15 protein-coding genes are annotated in these 17,915 nt (G+C 46.4%); 10 read left to right on the forward strand and 5 right to left on the reverse strand.

What is annotated here, in order from left to right; genetic code table 11:
* Positions 1–717 precede the first annotated feature (717 nt).
* Positions 718–1,545: an exodeoxyribonuclease III gene (locus tag CZ502_RS01685; protein ID WP_076459383.1), complete on the forward strand. Its 828-nt coding sequence runs from the start codon at positions 718–720 to the stop codon at positions 1,543–1,545.
* 59 nt (positions 1,546–1,604) lie between these two features.
* On the opposite strand, the gene CZ502_RS01690 is transcribed toward CZ502_RS01685, so the two are convergent.
* Entirely contained in the window at positions 1,605–2,075 is a 471-nt protein-coding gene (locus CZ502_RS01690; protein ID WP_076459384.1) for a hypothetical protein, read from the reverse strand.
* Positions 2,076–2,404: 329 nt separating this feature from the next.
* Here CZ502_RS01690 and CZ502_RS01695 point away from each other — a divergent pair, with 329 nt between their 5' ends.
* The 3 genes from CZ502_RS01695 (at position 2,405) to CZ502_RS01705 (ending at position 7,518) form a co-directional block, all read left to right on the forward strand.
* Positions 2,405–3,415, forward strand: a complete 1,011-nt coding sequence (locus CZ502_RS01695) for a LacI family DNA-binding transcriptional regulator (RefSeq protein ID WP_076459385.1) — start codon at positions 2,405–2,407, stop codon at positions 3,413–3,415.
* 157 nt (positions 3,416–3,572) lie between these two features.
* Positions 3,573–5,492, forward strand: a complete 1,920-nt coding sequence (locus CZ502_RS01700) for a sugar MFS transporter (RefSeq protein WP_076459386.1) — start codon at positions 3,573–3,575, stop codon at positions 5,490–5,492.
* A 13-nt stretch (positions 5,493–5,505) separates the two neighbouring features.
* Positions 5,506–7,518, forward strand: a complete 2,013-nt coding sequence (locus CZ502_RS01705) for a beta-galactosidase (RefSeq protein WP_076459387.1) — start codon at positions 5,506–5,508, stop codon at positions 7,516–7,518.
* A 180-nt stretch (positions 7,519–7,698) separates the two neighbouring features.
* On the opposite strand, the gene CZ502_RS01710 is transcribed toward CZ502_RS01705, so the two are convergent.
* Entirely contained in the window at positions 7,699–8,679 is a 981-nt protein-coding gene (locus tag CZ502_RS01710; protein ID WP_076459388.1) for a polyprenyl synthetase family protein, read from the reverse strand.
* A gap of 81 nt (positions 8,680–8,760) precedes the next feature.
* On the opposite strand from CZ502_RS01710, the gene CZ502_RS01715 reads away from it, so the two are divergent.
* Positions 8,761–9,663: a prenyltransferase gene (locus tag CZ502_RS01715; RefSeq protein WP_076459389.1), complete on the forward strand. Its 903-nt coding sequence runs from the start codon at positions 8,761–8,763 to the stop codon at positions 9,661–9,663.
* Positions 9,664–9,696: 33 nt separating this feature from the next.
* Here the strand turns inward: CZ502_RS01715 and ubiE are convergent, their stop codons facing one another.
* From ubiE to CZ502_RS01730, 3 genes are read right to left on the reverse strand one after another with little or no spacing between them, the layout of a single operon-like run.
* The gene (ubiE, locus tag CZ502_RS01720) at positions 9,697–10,398 is read right to left on the reverse strand and encodes a bifunctional demethylmenaquinone methyltransferase/2-methoxy-6-polyprenyl-1,4-benzoquinol methylase UbiE (protein ID WP_076459390.1); all 702 of its coding nucleotides are present in this window, start codon (positions 10,396–10,398) and stop codon (positions 9,697–9,699) included.
* 26 nt (positions 10,399–10,424) lie between these two features.
* Positions 10,425–11,642, reverse strand: coding sequence for an MFS transporter (locus tag CZ502_RS01725; RefSeq protein WP_076459391.1), 1,218 nt, complete (start codon positions 11,640–11,642; stop codon positions 10,425–10,427).
* A gap of 58 nt (positions 11,643–11,700) precedes the next feature.
* Complete coding sequence (locus CZ502_RS01730) at positions 11,701–13,056, reverse strand: MFS transporter (RefSeq protein WP_076459392.1); 1,356 nt, start codon at positions 13,054–13,056, stop codon at positions 11,701–11,703.
* Between the two features lie 102 nt (positions 13,057–13,158).
* Here CZ502_RS01730 and CZ502_RS01735 point away from each other — a divergent pair, with 102 nt between their 5' ends.
* The 5 genes from CZ502_RS01735 (at position 13,159) to CZ502_RS01755 (ending at position 17,728) form a co-directional block, all read left to right on the forward strand.
* A complete protein-coding gene (locus CZ502_RS01735; RefSeq protein ID WP_076459393.1) occupies positions 13,159–14,010 on the forward strand; it encodes a metallophosphoesterase family protein in 852 nt (283 codons plus the stop codon).
* 125 nt (positions 14,011–14,135) lie between these two features.
* On the forward strand, positions 14,136–14,405 hold the full coding sequence (gene rpsN / locus CZ502_RS01740) for a 30S ribosomal protein S14 (RefSeq protein WP_076459394.1): 270 nt from the start codon (positions 14,136–14,138) through the stop codon (positions 14,403–14,405).
* Positions 14,406–14,599: 194 nt separating this feature from the next.
* Positions 14,600–15,277, forward strand: a complete 678-nt coding sequence (locus CZ502_RS01745; RefSeq protein WP_234982433.1) for an FIVAR domain-containing protein — start codon at positions 14,600–14,602, stop codon at positions 15,275–15,277.
* 210 nt (positions 15,278–15,487) lie between these two features.
* Complete coding sequence (gene ahpC, locus CZ502_RS01750) at positions 15,488–16,051, forward strand: alkyl hydroperoxide reductase subunit C (RefSeq protein ID WP_076459395.1); 564 nt, start codon at positions 15,488–15,490, stop codon at positions 16,049–16,051.
* Between the two features lie 21 nt (positions 16,052–16,072).
* Positions 16,073–17,728: an FAD-dependent oxidoreductase gene (locus CZ502_RS01755; protein WP_076459396.1), complete on the forward strand. Its 1,656-nt coding sequence runs from the start codon at positions 16,073–16,075 to the stop codon at positions 17,726–17,728.
* Positions 17,729–17,915: the final 187 nt, after the last annotated feature.

Raw genomic sequence — 17,915 nt, forward strand, 5'->3', positions numbered from 1 at the left:
AAAATCCATCAGCTTATCGGTGATGGAACAGAGAGACTATATACTTTATGTGACAATTTAAGTATATAGTCTTTTTTTAATATCGTAAAGAAAACACATGTTTATTGACATTCCCTGACTTTAATTGCAAGGATAACTGATAAATTCGGCGATGGAATCCTTGTGAGACAGGAGTTCTTTTTGTCTTTAAAATAAATTCACGATAAAAAAGCGAGGTTGAAAATTTCGGTCTCGCTTTTTAGTTATGAAAGTGTCCGGGAACTCTTTCCCCAGTAATAGCCTTGTTGTAGTAATGCCGGTTCGCCAGCAAACAGTTGGTTGAAAATACCTTCCAGTACAAAGTCAAGTTGGTTGGCATGAGTAAATGACCGCTAGGCATTGATAAAACCAAGCGCGACTTCGGGGCCTTCATCCTTGAAAAGTAATGAGGATAACTTGAACAGTATCGGTGGTTAGCGAAGCCTAATGTCACCCCAATTGTGGGGAAGGTCGAAGATGAGCAGGATCTGGGACTTGCCGACCAACTACAAATTGAACTCCGGCAGGGCTATGCCTTTGACCGGCCGCAGTCGCTGACGAGGATTGATAAGGACTGACTTTCGGCTGCTTTATTGCATAAATTTGTTATCTATCATATAGTTGAAGAGGTTAGCTTTACCCGGTTAGATTTAGCGGGTAAGGGAAGTTATTAGTAAACGAGACAGGGAGAAGATAAGCGTGAAATTCATTTCGTGGAATATTGATTCAATCAATGCAGCATTGACTGGAACATCGGTGCGGGCCGGTGAGACACGAGAAGTTCTCAAGAAGATTGCGGCGCTGGCGCCGGACGTATTTGCTATTCAAGAGACGAAGCTGTCCAAAAACGGGCCAACAAAAAAGCACTTAGCAGTCTTAAATGAGCTCTTTCCTGGCTATGACTTGGCCTGGCGTTCATCGGTTGAACCCGCCCGTAAAGGTTATGCCGGGACGATGTACCTCTATAAAGAAGAGTACCAGCCAACGGTTAGCTACCCGCAGATTGGCGCACCAGCACCAATGGATGATGAGGGACGGATCATCACCCTTGAATTTCCGGACTTCTTCGTTACTGAAGTGTATACCCCGAATTCCGGGAATGGGCTAAAGCGGCTGGACGAGCGGCAAGAATGGGATGATTGCTACCGGGAATACTTGAAGGAGCTTGACGCCAAGAAGCCAGTCATTGCCAGTGGGGACTTTAACGTTGCCCACGAAGAAATCGACCTTGCGCACCCGGCAAATAACCATCATTCTGCCGGTTTTACGGATGAAGAGCGGGAAAACTTTAGTAAGCTACTCGCCGCTGGTTTTACGGACAGTTTTAGAAAGCTCCATCCTGATGAAGAAGGGGCATACTCCTGGTGGGCGCAGCGAGTTCTCACCAGTAAGCAAAACAATTCTGGCTGGCGGATCGACTACTGGTTGGTCAGCGACCGTTTGGCTGATAAGGTTACGAAGGCGGGGATGATTGACTCCGGCGAGCGTCGTGACCACACGCCGATTGAATTAGAAATTGATTTATAGGAAATAATCATGAGAGAAAAAAGTCGTGAGCAACTAATCGAAGCTCACGACTTTTTTATTTATTTGTTCCAGCTAATCTTGCGCGTATCATTAGTGCTGCTATGCCCGATTACGTGGCCGTTTAAGTAAATGGTTGTCTTGCAGCCCTTTTCAATATCCTTTTCTGACAACTTCTTGAGGTTATTATCGGCGAGAGTGCCGTAGACCCCGTTTTGCAGCGTCTGAATCAATAAGGTTCGCCGTGCTTTTGGCAATTGGTAGATGTCATCGTTAACGTCAACCTTAATCTGATTGTTCTTGGTGTACTTGATTGACTTGATGCTCGTGAACCCCTTAAAGGTTTGGTCATTTTGTTCGTATTGCTGACAATTGCCAAGGTAGTCGGCAATGTCCCGGTTGGCTAGGTCAAAGTTTTCCTGGGACATTGTTGCGGCATAAGTCACCGTTGGTGTTTGTTCGACCAAAGCGGTGCTAGTACCAAGCGTAACACCGGCTGCGACGAGTAATAAACTTTTTGAAATTTTGTGCATTATCATTTCCCCTTAACATTTAAATCACAAATATAATTATGCGCATTTTGCTGATAATAAACAAGGGATTACGGGAAGAAGTTTGGTGAAATTTAATTATATAGAATTTTATTAGCTTGACTTTTGGCAAACCTAGAGACATTTATGATTGGAATATGTATTGTAATTCTTATGCAACGATAGACCTAAAACGTTTGCTACCCAATAAGCCTTTGGAAAACAGGCCTCTTAATAATATTAATGAATAAATCAATATTATTGTGATTTACTCTTTTTACAAATGGGGTAACTATTTAGTACAATGAGTAAAGAAGAAGGGAGGCGTAGTAATGGCAACAATTAAAGAAATAGCAGCTAAGGCAGGCTTTTCACCAGCAACTGTGTCTCGGTTGTTAAATAATGATCCGGAATTATCAATCACTCCGACAACCCGTAACAAAATTATGAAGGTGGCTAATGAACTTGGCTATTGGAATAACCAAAAGAAACGCCGTCAGCAGCCAATTCGTCCTAATATTGCACTTTTATACCGCGTAAGTGGTGAAGAACAGTTACAGGATGAGTATTTTGCTTTCCTTCGTAATGAAATTCTTAAGGAAGTAGATAAAGCAGGGTTACAAATTCAAAATTTTAGTCGTATAGAGGATTTGGTGACGGCAGCTGACTCCTTTCAGGGTTTCATAGGTGTCGGTGCTGATCGGATTACTTTGAAAGAGTTAACGATACTGCATGAAAAATTACCAAATGGCGTCTTTGTTGATATTAATCCAGCACCCCAGCTATTTGATTCTGTTCAGCCAAACTTAGCATTAACGATTCAGGATGCCCTTCAACGACTAGTAAAAGCGGGCCATAAACGGATTGGCTTTATAGGGGGCACGGGGCTAAAATTAAATAATTCGCAGCAACGTGATAGTCGAGAAATTGCTTTCCGCGAATTTGCGGGGATGTATGGTATTAAAGAGGCACCGGTTTATGTAGATGGCCGTTTTAATGTTGAAAATGGTTATCGCTTAGGCAAGATGGTTCTCGAAAAAAGTGGGGATCACTTACCCGATGCATTCATTGTGGCTTCCGATACTTTAAGTGTTGGTGTATTGCAGGCTTTTAACGAAGTTGGGGTTATGATTCCTCGCGATACAGCCCTTATTAGTATCAATAATAGTGAAGTTGCGAAGTACGTCTCGCCACCGTTAACCTCGTATAATATCAATCAGCAAAGCCTAAGTCGGATGGCAATTGCACTACTGCAGGACCTGATAACTCATCCAGGCCGTCCGCAGATGCATTTGATGGTAAATACTGATATTGTGTATAGAAAAAGTTTTACAACTAACTAATTGTTTAAATGCCAAAGAACTGGTAACTTAATCAATTAGTTTTTTTATTTCTTTCTAGTAATGATTTTACTTTTAAAATAAAACATTTACTAAATGGTAATAGAGGACTATAATTCTATTGTAAGCGATTACAGATTGTAGTTTGGAGGTTTTATTTATGTCAAGTAGCCATAAGCTTACCGGGAAGCAGCTGATTTCCCGGGCGTCATTTTGCTTTGGTAATCTAGGACACTCCGCCTTTTATGGGGTAATGAGTACTTACTTTATCATTTTCGTTACTAGTGGAATGTTTGCTGGCCTTAGTAAATCGGTGGCCGACAAGCTGATCGGTTTGATTACCGGGTTGATCGTGTCTGTCCGGATTTTGGAACTCTTAATCGATCCGCTGCTAGGAAATATTGTTGACAACACCAAGACCCGTTGGGGGAAATTCAAACCCTGGATTTTGATGGGGAATATCGTTAGTGCAATTTTACTTTTGATTCTCTTTACCGGTATCTTTGGGATTGCCAAACATAACTGGGTATTATTTGCTATTCTTTTCGTGATTATCTTTATTACTTTCGATATTTTCTACTCCTTCTCTGATGTCTCCTACTGGGGAATGGTCCCAGCGTTGAGTGAAGATTCAGACGAGCGGGGGGTCTACACCTCACTAGGTGCCTTTGCTGGGACGATTGGTTGGAACGGTTTAACGATTATCGTGGTGCCAATCGTAACGGCCTTTACCTTCATGGCCACTGGTCAACACAAGGAAGGACCTGCCGGTTGGTTTGCCTTTGCAGCCATTATTTCTGCTTTAGCAATTTTGAGTGCGGTTGTAGTTTGCTTAGGAACAAAGGAAAAGCATAATGTAATCCGTAATTCCGCTCAAGAAAAGACGACCATTCGGGAAGTATTCTCTGCGATCTTCCACAATGACCAAATCTTATGGCCAAGTTTAGCTTACTTACTGTACTCCTGTGCCTATGTTGTTACGAACGGGGTTTTGTTCTACCTGTACAAGTTTGTTATCGGTAAGCCTGGTGAATTCTGGATTGTTGGGGTTATCGCCACGATTATTGGTTTTTGTACCAGTCCGCTTTACCCAATTTTAAACAAGTTTATTCCGCGGAAGTGGTTGTTCGTTGCCGGCCAAGTCTTCATGAGTTTGGCCTACGTCATCTTTATCTTCTTCCGGTCCAACATCTTTATGATGGACCTTGGCCTGGTTCTCTTTAACATTAACTTCGCCCAATTAGTTACTGTTTTGACCCTGACCGATGCGATTGAATACGGGCAATTAAAGAACGGTCAACGGAATGAAGCCGTTGTCTTGGCTGTGCGGCCAATGATTGATAAGTTAACTGGGGCGATTTCTAACGGGTTAGTTGGTTATATCGCGATTGCTGCCGGGATGACTGGTAGTGCTACAGCCGCAGATATGACTGCCCACGATATCAACACCTTTGATAGCATGGCCTTTTACATCCCATTAGTCTTAGCAATTTGTTCAATTGTGGTCTTCTTATTTAAGGTTAAGTTGAGTGAAAAGAAGCACGCAGAAGTGGTTGAACAATTAAAGGACAAGTTAGCAAGCGGGGAAGCTACGGAAGAACAAGCTCCTGCTGCAACGACTAAGCAACAGGTCCTTTATGCGCCGGTTGATGGCCAATTAATGGCGATGAAAGAAGTTCTTGACCAGGATGGCAAACCATTCCCTGGTAAAGGATTTGCAATTAAGCCAACCAGTGACCAACTCTATGCCCCATTTGATGGGAAGATTAATTTCACTTTTGGAACCAAGCACGCCTTTGGGATTACATCTGACAAGGGGTTGCAGATGATTGTCCACCTTGGTGTCGGCACCGTTAAGATGCGGGGTGAAGGTTTCAACGCCCACTACGTTGATGGTCAAGACGTTAAGAAAGGACAATTACTCTTTGACTTCGACCGTGATTTGATTAAGCAAAATGGTTATAGTGATGTAGTTGTGACCTTCTTTGCCCAGCCTCATCACATTGAAGATACCAGTGAATTTACGCCTGGCCAAAGTGTCAACCATGGTGATGAAGTAATGACTGTCGATTTTAAATAAGGTGCGATTAATAATGAAGAAAAAAGATTTACCACAATTTTTATATGGCGGGGACTATAACCCGGAGCAATGGCCGGAAGATACCTGGTCGGATGATATCAAGGTATTTAAGCAAGCAGAGATTAACTCAGCGACGATTAATGTCTTCTCCTGGGCCCTGCTTGAGCCGCAAGAAGGGGAATACGACTTTAGCCAGTTAGACAAGATTGTTAAAACTCTCTCAGATGCTGACTTTGACATTGTGATGGCGACGTCAACTGCCGCAATGCCTGCATGGATGTTTAAGAAATACCCTGACGTGGCCCGGGTCGACTATCAGGGACGCCGTCATGTCTTTGGTGCCCGGCATAACTTTTGTCCTAGCAGTAAAAATTACCAACGTCTTGCTAGCGACCTCGTAACGCGGATTGCTAAACGCTACTGTGACAATCCGCATATCGTCGCTTGGCACGTTAACAATGAATATGGTGGCAACTGTTATTGTGATGCGTGCGCAAAGGAATTTCGGCAGTGGCTTAAGGGCCGCTACCACACCCTTGATCAGTTGAACCAAGCGTGGAATATGAACGTCTGGAGTCATACTATTCATGACTGGGATGAAATTGTCGTGCCAAATGAGCTCGGGGATGCCTGGGGTCCAGAGGGTACAGAGACAATTGTTGCGGGGCTATCCGTTGACTACCTGCGTTTTCAATCTGACCAACTGCTTAACTTATATCAGATGGAAAAGCAGATTATTGAACAGTACTCCCCAGATATTCCGGTGACAACTAACTTCCATAGCCTGCCAAATAAGATGATTGACTACCAAAAATGGGCTAAATCACAAGACATTATTTCTTATGATAGTTACCCGGCTTACGATATGCCGACATACCACCCGGCATTCTTATATGACATGATGCGGACCCTTAAGCAGCAGCCATTTATGTTGATGGAATCAACACCATCACAAGTAAATTGGCAACCATATAGCCCGTTAAAACGTCCAGGACAGATGCGGGCAACAGAACTGCAAGCGGTCGCTCATGGGGCAGATACCGTTCAGTTCTTCCAGCTAAAGCAAGCACTTGGTGGTTCAGAAAAGTACCACGGGGCCGTCATCAGTCATTATGGCCGGACAGATACCCGGGCTTTTCAAGAAGTTGAGCGCCTTGGGCATGACTTACGTAAAGTCGGGCCAACGATTAAGGGTTCAATGCCTAACGCAAAAGTTGGACTCATCTTTGATTGGAGTAACTTCTGGTCATTTGAATACGTCGATGGGATTACCCACGACCTCCAGTATTTGCCGATCATTTTAGACTATTACCGGCAGTTCTATGAGCGCAATATTCCGACGGACGTCATTTCAGTTGATGATGATTTTAGCAAGTATGACCTGGTAGTGGCCCCGGTCTTATACATGGTCAAACCTGGTTTGGAAGAGAAAATTACAGATTATGTCGCGCAGGGCGGCCACTTGCTGACGACCTTTATGTCGGGGATGGTTGACGCCTCTGATAATATCTATCCTGGTGGCTACCCAGGTCCACTGAAGCAGGTCACCGGAATTTGGGTTGAGGAAAGCGATGCGATCCTTCCAGATCAGGATGTCAAAATTGCCTTGACTGGTGGACAGCAACTATCCGGTCACTTGATGGCGGACCTAATTCACTTAGAAAGCGCTAAGACAATCGCCAAGTACGCGAGCGAGTTTTACGCAGGCACCCCGGCGATTACCGAAAATAAATACGGTCAAGGAAAAGCCTGGTATGTTGGTAGCCGTCTTGACCATGACAGCTTACATAAGGTGATATCGATGGTGGTCGATGACTTATCACTGGCTTCCTTAGCTCAAAATACTAACTTAGAGGTCACGAGACGGGTTACTGCTGATGGTAAGGAGTTGTACTTTGTTTTGAACATGAGTAATGATTCCCAGCCATTGCCAGATGAATTTAAGGAGGGATATTATGATTTGCTAACGGGCCAATCACCTAAAGAAGTGCTAAGCGCATGGGATGTTGAGATTCTAGCAAAATAATATCTTACTTTTCTACAACAATATATTTGTAGTCATTAAATTAATATCCTATAGTATTTAGCTAATAACTCCCTAATTAATACCCCCATCAACCCAGTGCTCAGCCACTAATTGGCGGGTCTATTAAAAATATCTGACAATACAAAAAGGAAATGCGGTTTTACATTCCACATTTCCTTTTTAATTTGCCCGTTTTAATAACTTCTTTGCCAGTGACTTCAACAATTTTCGCAGCGTGCCATTTGGCAGCATGTCAATTTCATCTAATGCTTTTTGCGTGAACTTACCCGCAATTTCTCGCGCCTGGTCAACTCCCTGGTATTCGAGGACTAATCGCTGGACTTCTTCCATATCGGCAACGGTCATTTGCCGCCGTTTTGTCAGGATTGGCTTTAATTCTTCGCGGTGGTCTTGCAGGGTCAAGAGAAGGGGGAGGGAGTATACCCCGGTCGCGAGGTCTTCGAGAACCGGCTTGTTTAACCGGTGGTCACCGTCATAGTCTAAGATGTCGTCGAGAATCTGGAAACTGATCCCAATGTTTTGCCCGATCCGCTTGGCTAACTGGACGGTATAGTGGTCAGCGTGACCAAAGTAGGCGCCTTCTTCCGCTGCGAGACTAAAGAGCGCGGCCGTCTTACCATTGACGTTGCGGTAGTAGTCAAGCAGGGTCTGGTCAAGGTCAAAGCGGTTATTCATCTGGCCAAGTTCCCCGGCGAGGATCTTCCGCATCGTCCGCGCATTCAAGGCAAGGTAGGGGGAGTCACTCATTGTCTCAACTAACAGGTCAAAGAAGATGGTGAAGAGCAGGTCCCCGCTATAAACGGCGGTATCCTTGCCAAAGGCGGATTGTACGCTAACAGCACCCCGCCGTTTTGGTGAATCATCAATAATGTCATCGTGGATTAGGGTCGCCATGTGCAGAATTTCAAGAGAAGCAGCGACCTTGATCAACCTTTCCCGTTCGCGCGCGGGCTTGTCGGCGATTTCCGCAAATAAGAGGAAGAAGGCTGGCCGCAAGTATTTTCCGCCATTTGATGCCATCTGCTGGAGGGCCTTTTGCAGGTTTGAGTTGTTTATTTTTATCCGCTGGTTGATCAGCTGGTTGACCTCACTTAGGGCATGATCAATTGTCGGATAGGCATGGAAAAAATGTTGTTTCATTAATCGAAAATTCCTTTGTTATGGTGTAACATCTATATTGTATATTATCACATAACAATTTGAGAAAGGAAAATTTGCTAAATGTCATTAAATGTTTTTCTCGAATTAGTGGAGATTAAGGCCAAAACCGCCAGTATCTTGCCGATGCTCCTTGGGGTTTGCCTCAGTGCCTACTATTTCGAATCGGTAAATGTGGTTTATTCAATCTTATTTTTTATTGCGATGCTATTATTTAACATGGCCGTTGACATGATGGACAATTACAACGACTACAACCACGCAATCGATACGCAGGATTACAAGAAAAACACCAATATTATTGGCCGGGAGAACATCTCACCCCGCTTAGTATTCGGCCTCTTGCTTTCATTTAGTGTGATTGCGGCATTGATCGGGATCTACCTGGTCACGAAAGTCGGCTTGCCCCTGCTATGGATGGGGATCTTCTGCTTTGCGGTCGGGATCTTCTATTCATCGGGCCCGTTCCCACTGTCTGGCCTGCCAGTCGGCGAATTTGCTTCTGGCTTTACGATGGGTTTCATGATTGCGATGATTTCCGTGTATATCAACACATACCAGGTCTTCAACTGGACCTGGGAGAACATCGGGATCGTCTTTTTAGTCGCCTTACCGGATGAGCTGTGGATTTCAAACTTGCTGCTGGCCAACAGCATTTGTGACGCTGACGAGGACGAAGCAAACCAGCGGCACACGATCATTCACTATATCGGTAAACGGACCGGGCTATATGCCTTTGCTGTTAAGAATGTACTGGCATTTATCGCCTTGATTGCGGCGGTTGTTTTCCGGTTAGCACCGTGGACGGCATTATTGACCCTGCTGATTATCCCCTTTGTCGTCAAACAGACAAAGATGCTTTTTGCTAAGCAGGTCAAGCGGGTGACCTTCCCCTGCGCCGTTAAGATCTTGCTAGTTGGTTCACTGGTTTATGTGGTGACATACGCGGTTGGTTTAGCACTATAATGAAAAAGAGGCTTGCGTTTGCAAACCTCTTTTTTACTTCTCACCAAAGTGCAGGGCGGCGGCCCCCAAGTTAAGTTTTTGATAATGAACTTCCTTAAAACCGGCTGCCTTCATCATCCGCGCTAACTGGTGGGCGGAGACGAATTGCTGGCTGGTTTTCTTTAAGTATTGGTAATCCTTGAAGTGCCCACCGACTATTGAGGCCATTAAGGGGAAGGCTTCAAAGTATGCCCGCCAGCCGACATTAACTACCGGGTTCGTCGGCTGCGACATTTCTAAACTGACGAACTGGCCGCCCGGCTTCAGGACCCGGTAAATCTCACTGAGGGCAATATCTGCGTCCGGGACGTTGCGAAGGCCAAAGCCGATGGTGACGATGTCAAAACGATTATCATCAAACGGCAGGGCCATCGCGTCCCCCTTAATCAAAAAGAGGTTGCCGATTTCCTTCGTCTTTTCAAAGGCCAGGTCGAGCATCTCCTGGTTGAAATCAAGCCCCGTTACCCGGCCAGCAGGGATATGCTTGGCTAATTCAATTGCCAAATCACCGGTGCCGCAGCAGACATCAAGCGCGTTGGCGTGGGGGTCAATCTGCAGCTGGCTGAATAATTCCCTTCGCCAGAGCTTCTGGGTGCCCAGGCTAATAACGTTGTTTAATAAGTCGTAGCGGGGGGCCACCCGTGAGAAGAGGGCGTTAACTTGGTGTTCGTTTAGTATCTTGTTTGTTTGAACCATAATCTATTCCTTCTATTATCAAAGCGTTAAGCAGTCTTTTTTTGCTTTACTAACATTACTAAAGCAAAGTTTAGCAACAAGGTCAAGCCGGTGATGATGAAAACCATCTGGTAACTGGAGATCCCAGAGATAAATGACCCGAGGATCGAGCCCATTACTGCGCCGGCTGCCTGGAATGACTGGTTATAGCTAAAGATCCGGCCGAATGCTTCGGTTGGAACGTCGAGGGTTAAGACCGTCTGGGTTGCCGGCATCAGGGCCGCGTTGGCTAACCCTAAGAGGAAGCGCCAGAATGCGAGCGCCCATGGCGACTGGGTAAAGGTCATCGGGATAAAGAGGATAAAGGCCGCCATGATCCCGATTCGCAAGACTTTTTCGGGGCCGATGCGATCCATCGTATGCCCGACCTTTGAAGCCGCAATCATCGTCCCCAGTCCGGGGGTGGCGGCGACAATCCCGGCGACAAAGGCAATGTTACCGTGACCGCCCATCAGTTGCCGGACGTACAGACTAATGATCGGGTCGATTGACATGGTCGATGAGGTTACGATCATCGTCGTTAAAAACATGACAAAGATCAACAGCGGATTGTCAAGCTCGTGGATAATCTCGTTCATTGGCTTCATCGCTTCTTTTTTAATCGGCGTGAAGTGTTCGGTGGTTAAAAACCAGGTGCTTAAAAAGACACAAAACATCAAGCCCCCGGTGATAAAGAAGGGGATCCGGTAACCGAAGGCACTAGATAAGACACCCCCGAGAAGTGGTCCGACGAGGTTACCAGCAACCCCGGCCGTCGTCATCGCTGACATTACCCAACCGGACTTACGGTGGGGCGTTTCGCCAGCCATCATTGCCGTTGCGTTATTGATATAACCAGAGAAGACCCCCTGGAGAAACCGCATCCCGATGATCATCCAGACGCTCTGGGCAAAACCAATTGAGCAGATAGTGCAGGCCATCACGCCAGAAGCCCGCATACACATCAGCTTCCGGCCCTTTTGGTCAGCAAGGCTTCCCCAAAACGGCGACACGATTGCCTGGCTAATGAAGGTCACCCCAAAAGCCAGTCCCGAGTAAATATTTAATTGAAAGCGGGTAAAATTGCCCAGTTCAGCGATAAACAATGAGACAAAGGGCATCGTCATCGAATACCCCATTCCGGTAATAAAAGCGCCTAGCCATAAAGTATAAAAAGTTCGGTGCCAACCGTGAGGAAATTTTCCTCGTGCGACTTCCGAATCCATTTTGATTATCATCTCCTACAAGTATTTATTCGTAAATATCTAGTATAGCAGAGGTTTACTAATTTTTCTTTAGTGACAGGTAGCGGGCAAAGGTGAATAGCATTAGTAAGACAAGGATAACCGTTACCCACATTGATGCGCGAATCCCGGTGACAAGCGATGACGGGATACCGGAAATCACAACGAGCATCGTGACGGACACAGCACCGAAGACCTGGCGAAGGGTGTTATTTAATGCCGTCCCGTGGCTGTTTTCTGCCTGTGAGAGGTCCGAGAAGGCTTCCGAAAGTGCGGGACTGAAGACACAGGCATTACCAATCATCCGCAGGGCATAGGCAAATGTAATCAGCAAAATAGAGGAGTGGCGGGAGACAGTGACTAACGGAACGGAAGCAATGAGCATTAAGATCCCACCGGTGATAATCGGCCACTTTGGCCCGTACTGGTCATAGATTCGGCCGACGATCGATGCGGCAATCGCATTGCAGATGGCACCTGGTAAGAGGATCAAACCGGATGCAAAGCTCCCAATCCCACTGATCTTTTCCGTAAAAATGGGGATCATCTGCTCCGTTCCCAGCAGGACCATGAAGGCAAAGATCCCGACAAGGGTCATCAAGCGAAATGAAGGGTAGCTAAAGATCTGGACCTTTAACATTGGGTTAACCAGGCGGAGCTGCCGGCGAACAAACAGCGTAATGATTACGAGACCGGTGATTAACATGGCAAAGCCAGCGCCAACGTTCCGTTCAAAAGCGGTTAGACTACCAAGGGTTAAGGCAGACCCAATTAAGGAGATGATAACGGAAAGATAATCGATCTTGATGTTTCGCGGGGTGGCGAAGTTCGGCAGCTTCCAGTAACCGATGATAAAGACGAGAACCATCAGGGGCAAGACCAGGATAAACAGCCACCGCCAGGGCAGGACTTCCAAAATCAGCCCGGATAGACTCGGTCCAAGGGCAGGACCCGCCGAGATGATCAGGCTGGAAAGACCGAGAATCGACCCCCGCTTTTCAATCGGGTAAATTGAAATCATCGTCGTCATCTGAAATGACATCAGCATTCCGCCCGCGGCAGCCTGGATGAGCCGGGCCGCCAAGAGGGTGGCGAAGTTAGTGGCGATACAGCCCAGGACTGTGCCGACGATGAAGGTACCGATTGTGCCTAAAAAGACGTGGCGGTTTGTAAACTTATCATACATGTTTGACGACAAGGGAGTGACAATCCCAATGATCAGGGTATAGCCGGTCGTTAACCACTGGGCCGTGTTCATTGAGACGGTAAGGTCGTGCTGGATGACGGGTAATGCCGTGACCATCATCGTCTGGCTTGCCAGGCTGATGAATGTTGAAAAGAGCAACACGAGGGTAACAACTTTTCTGGTTTGGGGAGTAATTGCTGTTTCTTTCATCAAAAGTTCCTTTCTCTTTTTGAATAAATCAATCTTAAGTTTAGCACCATCAATTCGATTTCTGCTATAGTAGTATGGTAGAAAAGAAAGGGGAAATTGGTCGTGAAAAAGCGGATTGCGGTTTTTTCGGATACACATGGTAACCTCAGCGCGTTACGGGCGATGTATAAGGATAGTGTTAAGCAGCAGGCGGATGAATACTGGTTTATCGGGGACCTATTGATGCCGGGCCCAAGTGTGATGGCGATTTGGGAAATCTTCAAGGAGATGGATCCGACGGTAATCGTCCGCGGTAATTGGGATGACTTGGTTGTCCGCGGTGCCCGGGGGATGATGGACATGGAGCGACCGTCCCACGTCTACTTTGCCCGCTTAGCCCAGTACGTTGCCGAGCAGGCAGACCCGGCGATTATTGATGAGATGGCTGCCTGGCCGTTACACGTGACCAAGCGGGTCGGTGGGCTGAATTTTGGTATTTCCCACAACTTACCATCATTAAATATGGGGCAGGACCTTTTCCCAACCCAGTCGTCGACAAACTTTGATAAGCTCTTTAACGTTGCCGGCGAGCCAGTTGATGTGGCAATCTATGCCCATGTCCACCACGACCTCCTGCGCTACGGGAATGATGAACGGATCGTCTTAAACCCGGGGGCGGTTGGGGAGCCATTTAACCACTGGCAGCCCCTCCAGCGTGACTTGCGGGCGCATTATCTGATGTTAGAAATTGACGACCTCGGCTTGGCGGCGACCAGCTTCCGCCATGTGGCATATGACCGGAATAAGGAAAAGAAACTGGCAGCGAAGAGTGAACTACCATATGCTGATCTTTATAAGAAGATGATGGTTACCGGCCGTGCCTATACCCATGATGCTAAGTTACTGACGAAGTACAACCAGCAGCACCCATACGCTGCTGAGTACCAGGCCTATGCAAAGAAAATAAATGGCTAGGACTTATTGCTTGTCTTTTGGCAATAAATCATTAATAATAAGGGACGAATAGAATTCGCAGATGTTTTAATTTTAAGTAGTCGTTAGATAGAGGCTTTAATTTTAACAAAAGGAGAACTTACTGAATGGCAAAGAAGTCAAAGATTGCGAAGTTACATCATCAAGAAGCGCTGGTAAAGAAGTACGCGGCCAAGCGCAAAGAGTTAAAGGCCAAGGGGGATTACATCGGTTTGTCAAAGCTCCCACGTAATTCCAGCCCGGTCCGCCTGCACAATCGGGACCAATATGATGGTCGTCCCCACGCCTACATGCGGAAGTTTGGAATGTCACGGATCAACTTCCGTAACCTGGCACACAAGGGACAAATCCCTGGTGTCCGGAAGGCTAGCTGGTAATTACTAGCGCCATCGTTAAAATAAGAAAAAGAACGGCCGCTAATCTCCGTTAGTGGCCGTTCTTTTTATCGTCAAATTAGGGTTTTCCTACAAAAATTTAAATATTCTTACAAAAAAATCACTTTTTTGGCTTTGCTCACCGAGAATAACTGCTATACTATTAGTATGACGAGTAAAATCGGGCGGTGGAAATAATGAAAAATGTAGTATTTGATCAACTGAAAAAGGATGTAGCTGATCAAGAACGTGTACGCAAGACATATAAATACTTTAACGCTACGGACCATTCAAAGGGACTCTATGACGAATCTATCAGGATGGGGACAGACATTCTTGATGAGCATAAGGAGGGGCATGATGAGCCTCAAGCGATGGTCGATTTAGTTGACCAAGCGATTTATAATTCACGCAAGGCGCTTAATGGTAAGCCGACGGACAAGCATTCATTGACGATGCAGCTGTCACGGGCCGGTCAGTTCCTTCGTAGTCAAGAGTTTACGGGGTTACCAATAAAAACTCAGCAATACTGGGAACGGGAGATCGCCGTTGCGCACAATATTGAAGTTGCGTCAACGACGGACCAGGAGCTTGCTAATAAGACCGCAATCAAGGTGGCGACGATGTTCGATACAATGGAACAGATGCGGCCACAATTGATGAAGGAAGCAGCGCAACAACGGGCAGCACGGGCTAAGAAGGCAATTGCTGCACGAAAGGCGGCCGAAAAGGAACGCAAGAAGCGCGAAGCAACACTTGCGCGGGAGAAAGCACTTGCCGAAAAGGCAGCCAAGGAAAGCAAGGAAAAGAAGAACGATACCAAGAAGAGCTCTGGATGGAAGGGTTTCTGGTCGTTCCTTGGCTTCCACAAATAATATGAATACTGATAAAAGGGTTGTTATATTAGCAGCCCTTTTTCTTTTTTAAAATATTTAACCGGTGAGAAACTACCAATCCCGGTAGAACGGTTTTTGTATAAAAACAATAAATTTAGAATTATTCTAAGAAAGCCCTTGAATATTTAGAAATATTAGTTATACTAATAGGTGTAGTTAAGAATCATTCTAATTAAGGAGAGGATATACATGAATTTTGTCGGACACGAAATTGAAGATTTCAAGGTAAACGCATATCAAGATGGTGAGACGAAGGAAGTTACGAAGCAAGACGTCCTCGGTAAGTGGAGCATTTTCTTCTTCTACCCAGCAGACTTCTCATTTGTTTGCCCAACTGAACTAGAGGCTTTACAAGACAAGTATGATGAATTCAAGAAGGCGGATGCTGAGATCTACTCTGTTTCTGAAGATACTGAATTCGTCCACAAGGCCTGGGCCGAAGCATCTGACAAGATTGGCAAGATCAAGTACCACATGTTAGCTGACCCTGCTGGAAAGTTAGCCCGGATGTTTGATGTCTTAGACGAAGACGCTGGTCAAGCATACCGTGGTGTCTTCATCGTTGACCCTGACGGCAAGATTCAATCCTACACAATTAACAACATGGGAATTGGCCGGAGTGCTGATGAGATCTTACGGACCCTTCAAGCAGCCCAATTCGTTCGTGAACATGGTGACCGTGTTTGCCCTGCAAACTGGAAGCCAGGCCAAGACTCAATCAAGCCAAGCCTCGACCTCGTTGGTAAGCTTTAATCGAAAAGCAGGTGACTAGCGATGGCAGATGAACACTTATATGACCTGATTATCGTCGGTGCGGGGCCAGCGGGATTGTCTGCCGGGCTGTATGCTGGTCGGGCAACGCTTGATACCTTGATTTTGGAAGGCGATACAGTTGGCGGCCAGGTTACGACAACTTCGGTCGTGTACAACTATCCAGCGGTTGAAAAGGTCGATGGTACCCAGCTGATGAACCAAATGCAAAAGCAGGTTACCGACTTTGGGGTTGCCATTGAACACGACCAGGTAGTTGACTACCAGCTTGATGACACGGTGAAGGTACTGGTTGGCAAGAGTGGCAAGAAGTATCACGCGCGGAGTGTGATTATTGCGACCGGTGCCCAGCCGCGGAAAGTTGGTTTCCCTGGTGAAGATGAATTCCGGGGTCGCGGGGTAGCTTATTGTTCAACCTGTGATGGTGAATTGTTTACCGGCCTGCAGATTTTTGTCGTCGGTGGTGGCTATGCGGCGGCAGAAGAGGCGGATTACCTCAGCCGCTTTGGTAAGCACGTTACAGTTCTCGTACGAAGCGACCACTTCAAGTGCCCACCACTGATGGCAGCACGGGCACTTAACAACCCGAAAGTTTCCGTCGAGTACAATACGGAAGTTAAGAGTATTACCGGGGATGATTACGTTACTGAAGCGACCCTGATCAACAATAAGACGGGCAAGGAAACCGTCTACCACGTTGACGACGGCGATAACACCTTTGGGATCTTTGTCTATGTCGGGACCCAACCGCAGACTAAGAACCTCCATGGGATTATCGATCTGGACGAACATGGTTACATCAAAGCTGGCGCAAACGGCGCTACTAATGTCGACGGGGTCTACGCTGCCGGGGATGTTATTGTTAAAGACTTGCGGCAGATTATCACCGCTGCTTCTGATGGGGCTGTTGCCGCAACTACCGCTGAGCACTACATCACTGCCCAAAAGCAAGAACAGGGCGTGCCAATCCAGGCCGCACCAGCTAAAAAGGCGACAAAGACTGTCGGCCAGACAACCGACCTTGAAAAACAAGAACAGGTTGCCCCCCACGAGGGTAACTGGTTAACGGCGGATATCGACGGGCAGCTAAAACCAATCTTTGCCCGCCTGACCAAGGATGTTACCTTTGAAGTCGATACAGACGACAGTAGCCTTAGCCAACAACTAACTGGCTTTATCAACGAGTTCGCCAGCTTAGATGATCACTTCAAGGTTGTGACGAAACAAGGAAGCGGTGATTACCTGCCACTGTTGAAACTGCTTGATGAAGACGGCAATGATACCGGCCTTCATTATGCCGGAATTCCAACCGGGCATGAGCTAAACTCACTGGTCCTTGGTGTATATAACGTCGCCGGTCCCGGGCAGACGATTGATCCAGCAATGGCTGAACGAATCAAGAAACTGCCAGCAACGAATATCCGGATTGGGGTATCGTTGACCTGTCACTTCTGTCCAGACGTGGTTGCAGCTTGCCAACGGATGGCCTCCCTTAATCCAGGCATTACTGCAACGATGATTGACCTCCAACACTTCCCTGATTTACGGAAGGACAAGAAGATCATGAGTGTACCCGCCACGATGATCGAAGATGACCCGGTAATCTTCGGCAGCCAGTCACTAGAGCAGTTAGTGGCGGCTGTTGAAGCACACCACTAAGCGGGTGAGAAGCCATTAAACAGCGATGGTAATCGGATAAAGGATAAGATTGCGAGAAGAGGTAGGAAGACCCTGCTTCTTTTCCTATTTAAATGCTGTTAACTGAGATTTCTAGTTAAAGGCGATGGATTTTTGCCGCAAGTCAGTTAAAGCCCAGCTAAAACAGAAATCCTCTTGTTATCACAAT

The organism is Limosilactobacillus caccae (genome assembly GCF_900156885.1).
In the GTDB taxonomy this organism is placed as follows: Bacteria; Bacillota; Bacilli; order Lactobacillales; family Lactobacillaceae; genus Limosilactobacillus; species Limosilactobacillus caccae.